Source organism: Herminiimonas sp., assembly GCF_030645555.1.
GTDB lineage: Bacteria > Pseudomonadota > Gammaproteobacteria > Burkholderiales > Burkholderiaceae_D > Oxalicibacterium.
In genome coordinates, this window is record NZ_JAUSME010000244.1 from 1 (window position 1) to 4,567 (window position 4,567).

At 54.8% G+C, this 4,567-nt stretch carries 4 protein-coding genes; 3 read left to right on the plus strand and 1 reads right to left on the minus strand.

The window, feature by feature from the left end; translation table 11 throughout:
* From Q7T06_RS09510 to Q7T06_RS09520, 3 genes are all read left to right on the plus strand, one after another.
* The coding region (locus Q7T06_RS09510) for a Holliday junction DNA helicase RuvB C-terminal domain-containing protein (protein ID WP_304784013.1) at window positions 1-393 on the plus strand (393 nt) is incomplete at its 5' end.
* 72 nt (window positions 394-465) lie between these two features.
* A complete protein-coding gene (locus Q7T06_RS09515) occupies window positions 466-921 on the plus strand; it encodes a YaiI/YqxD family protein (RefSeq protein ID WP_304784016.1) in 456 nt (151 codons plus the stop codon).
* Window positions 922-1,129: 208 nt separating this feature from the next.
* On the plus strand, window positions 1,130-1,972 hold the full coding sequence (locus Q7T06_RS09520) for a 2-keto-4-pentenoate hydratase (protein WP_304784018.1): 843 nt from the start codon (window positions 1,130-1,132) through the stop codon (window positions 1,970-1,972).
* Window positions 1,973-2,166: 194 nt separating this feature from the next.
* Here the strand turns inward: Q7T06_RS09520 and Q7T06_RS09525 are convergent.
* A partial coding sequence (locus tag Q7T06_RS09525) for a valine--tRNA ligase (protein WP_304784020.1) occupies window positions 2,167-4,567 on the minus strand: 2,401 nt, incomplete at its 5' end.

Below are 4,567 nucleotides of genomic sequence, written 5' to 3' on the forward strand. Positions count from 1 at the left end.
AGCCGCGGCACGCCGCGCATCGCCAACCGCCTGCTGCGCCGCGTGCGCGACTATGCCGAGGTCAAGGGCAATGGCGAAATTACCAAGAAGATGGCCGATGCCGCGCTGGTGATGCTGGATGTGGATGCGGTCGGTTTCGATATCATGGACAGGAAATTGCTCGAAGCGGTACTGTTCAAATTCAACGGCGGTCCGGTAGGACTGGACAATCTGGCCGCTGCCATCGGTGAAGAACGCGACACGATAGAAGATGTGCTGGAGCCGTATCTGATACAGCAAGGCTTTTTGCAGCGCACGCCACGCGGCCGCATAGCCACGCCTATGGCATATACACATTTCGGCATCACTGCGCCGCAAACCGGCCCCAACGGCGAGTTGTGGGGCGGGCAATAAGCCGCTACGCGCTGCATAGCTATCGGCAGCAGCATTTGCCCACATTCACGCTGCACGATCAGGAAAAAAACCATGCAAATCTGGGTTGATGCGGACGCCTGTCCGAACATGATCAAGGAAGTCCTGTTCCGCGTCGCCGACCGGCTCGAAGTACAGGTCACGCTGGTTGCCAATAAACTGTTGCGCACGCCGCCTTCGCGGTTCATACGGGCGATCCAGGTGCCGGCCGGGTTCGACGTGGCCGACAATGAAATCGTGCGCCTGCTGGAAGAGGGCGATCTGGTCATTACCGGCGATATTCCGCTGGCTGCCGATGTGCTGGAAAAAGGTGGGCGGCCCCTCAATCCGCGCGGCGAGTTTTATACCCTGGACAATATCCAGCAGTATTTGACGATGCGCACCTTCATGGATGAATTGCGCAGCAGTGGCGTCGATACCGGCGGACCATCCACATTCAGCCAGGGCGACACGCGTGCCTTTGCCAATCAACTCGATCGTTTTTTGACCCAGCAGCGCAAAAATCCTTGATTACCCACCCTGCTGACAGGGGAATGCGGGCGTGCTGTGGATCTGCCAACTTTCCATACAGGAAAAACAATATTCCGACGCCCATATGGGCTTGCCTACCCCTGTATTTCTGTGAGGGTTGGTGAATTTAAGCACGCAAACCTTGTGTAAAAATGTTGCGTCGAACACAATGCAACATCCACATTCCACTACTCTGCGCGAGCCTGCCATGTTGATGTCTACCCAAGCCAATCGCTACGCGCACCAATTGCTGGCAGCCCGAGCGCATGCGCAGCAAATTCCCTGTCTGACCAAAGATGCCGAACTGTCGATTGCCGACGCCTACGATATTGCCAAATGCATAGTCGATATCCGCACGGCTCAGGGCGAAACGCCGATAGGGCGCAAGATAGGTTTCACCAATCGCAGGATATGGCCGAATTACGGCGAGCGCGAACCGATCAAGGGGCCGATCTGGGCCTATATGTATGACGATACGGTGCGTTATTCGGAAAACAATCAAGGCGTGCAAAGTCTGCAAGGCGCAGTGCAGCCGCGCATAGAACCGGAGATCGTGTTCAAGCTCGGCAAGACGCCGAAAGCGAATGCGACGCTGGATGAGATGGCCGATTGCATAGAGTGGATGGCGCATGGTTTCGAGCTGGTCGCATGCCCATTTCCAGACTGGAAATTCGAGGCTGCCGATGCCGTTGCTGCATTCGGTTTGCACGGTTCGCTGATACTGGGGGAGCCGCATATGCTGTCCTCGGCGACGCGGCGCCACCTGGCCGATATCCTGACCGCTGCCAGCGTATCGCTGTCGTACAGCGAAGGCGAGGAGTTCACCTTGCACAGCGCGGGTTTCGGCAGCAATGTGCTGGACAGCCCGGTGCATGCCTTGTTGAACCTGCATGAAACCCTGAAGACGCAGCCGCAGTTCGCGCCTTTGGCTGCCGGTGAAATCATTTCTACCGGCACGCTGACCGATGCCTATCCAGTCAAGCCAGGACAAACCTGGACGACGGCTTTTTCCGGCCTGGCTCTGCCCGGGATGACGCTTTCATTTGTCTGATCCGGCGTGTATCAATTCGCTCGGCAGTAACTCGGCAATAAACAAGCGGCAATAAATAAGCAGTACCCAATAAGCGGCACACAATCAGTAGTACAGAAAAACAGTAGATAAAAAAGCGCCTGGCTTCAGTGATGAAGTCAGGCGCTTTTTTGCGGCTGATACTTTTTTGTGCAAAATATCAGCTGGTCTTGCGCTTACAGCTTGGCAAATTGCTCGCGCAGTTTTTCCAGTGTTGCCGAGAAGTTGGCGACGCGTTCCTTCTCTTGTGCCACGACTTGCGCCGGTGCGCGTGCGACGAAACTTTCATTGTCCAGCTTGCTGTTGGCTTTGGTAATTTCACCGGCTAGACGTGTGATTTCCTTGTTTAGGCGTTCGCGTTCTGCGGCGACATCGATTTCCACTATCAGCATCAGCTTCGCGGTACCGACGATGGAAACCGGCGCCGGCGATTCTGGCAATGTGTCAGCGACATTGACTTCCGACAGTTTGGCCAGCGCTTGCAGATACGGCGCAAACGATTGCAGTCTTGCGGTTTGCGCAGCGTCAGTCGCTTCCATCGCGAGCGGCACGCGCAAGGCTGGCGATAATTGCATTTCACCACGCAGATTGCGGCAGGCATCGGTCATGGCTTTCAATTCATGCATCCATGCTTCGGCTGCTTCGTCGATCTTGCCGGCTTGCGATTCTGGATACGGCTGCATCATGATCGAGTCGCCAGCTGGATTCATTTTGTATCCGGTCAATGGCGCTACGGTTTGCCACAATTGTTCAGTGATGAATGGGATCACTGGATGCGCCAGGCGCAAGATGGTTTCCAATACGCGCAACAAAGTACGACGCGTTGCGCGTTGTTGTGCTTCGGTACCGGTCTGGATCTGTACCTTGGCGACTTCCAGATACCAGTCGCAATATTCATCCCAGATGAATTGATACAGCGACGATGCAATATTGTCGAAGCGATAGTCGGCAAAACCCTTGGCGACATCGGCTTCAGTACGCTGCAGTTTGGAAACGATCCAGCGATCGGCTTGCGAAAAATCGGTGTAGCCGCCTGCTTTTCCATCCACTGCGCAATCGCCCGCTGCACATGGAGCCTCACGGAAGCCGCAATCATGACCTTCGCAATTCATCAGTACGAAGCGCGTCGCATTCCACAATTTGTTGCAGAAATTGCGATAGCCTTCGGCGCGGGCCAGATCGAAATTGATGTTGCGGCCCAGCGATGCATAGCTGGCCATCGTGAAGCGCAAGGCATCGGTGCCGTAGGCGGCGATGCCGGCCGGGAATTCTTTGCGCGTGGCTTTTTCGATGCTCGCAGCCTGCTTCGGATTCATCAGACCAACCGTGCGTTTGGCAACCAGTTCGTCCAGGCTGATGCCGTCGATCAGATCGATAGGATCGAGTGTGTTGCCTTTGGACTTCGACATTTTCTGTCCGCTGCTGTCGCGGATCAAGCCGTGCACGTACACCGTGTTGAACGGGACTTTGCCGGTGAAATGCGTGGTCATCATGACCATACGTGCGACCCAGAAGAAGATGATGTCGAAACCGGTGACCAGCACAGAGGATGGCAAAAAGGTTTTGAAATCAGGCGTTTCTTCCGGCCAGCCGAGTGTAGAAAACGGTACCAGCGCAGAAGAGAACCCTGTGTCGAGCACGTCTTCATCGCGGGTCAATACTCCGTTGTAACCAGATGCTGCAGCCTTGGCTTTTGCTTCTTCTTCATTGCGGCCAACGTAGACTTTTCCTTCGCTGTCATACCACGCCGGGATTTGATGACCCCACCATAATTGACGCGAAATACACCAGTCCTGAATGTTGTTCAGCCACTGGTTATAAGTATTGGTCCAGTTCTCCGGCAGCATTTTCACTTCGCCGCTGGCGACTTTTTCTAGCGCGACTTCAGTGATGGATTTGCCTGGGAAATGCGTGCCTTCTGGCGCCGGTTTGCTCATCGCGACAAACCATTGATCGGTCAACATCGGCTCGATCACGGCATTCGTGCGATCGCCACGTGGCACCATCAATTTGTGCGGCTTGACCAGTTCCAGCAAGCCTTGTGCGTCGAGATCGGCAACGATTTTCTTACGTGCGACGTAGCGGTCCATGCCTTGATAGGCGACTGGTGCGACATCGTTGATCTTGGCATCCAGCGTCAGGATGCTGATCTTGTCCAGATTGTGGCGTTGACCAACCGCGTAATCGTTGAAATCATGCGCCGGCGTGATTTTTACGCAGCCAGTACCGAAATTTTTGTCGACGTAATCATCGGCAATGATAGGAATCGTGCGATCGCACAAAGGCAGATGCAATAATTTTCCAACCAGATGTTGATAGCGTTCATCGCTAGGATCGACTGCCACGGCGACGTCGCCCAACATGGTTTCCGGACGTGTGGTGGCGACGACGATGAAATCGCGCTCTTCCCATTCGGTGGCTTTGCCTTCTTCATCGAACGCAATTGGGAACTGGTATTTCGAACCATCTGCTAATGGATAGCGGATGTTCCACATGTGGCCGTCTTCTTCTTCCGAAACGACTTCCAGATCCGAGACAGCTGTGCCGAGTACTGGGTCCCAGTTGACCAGACGCTTG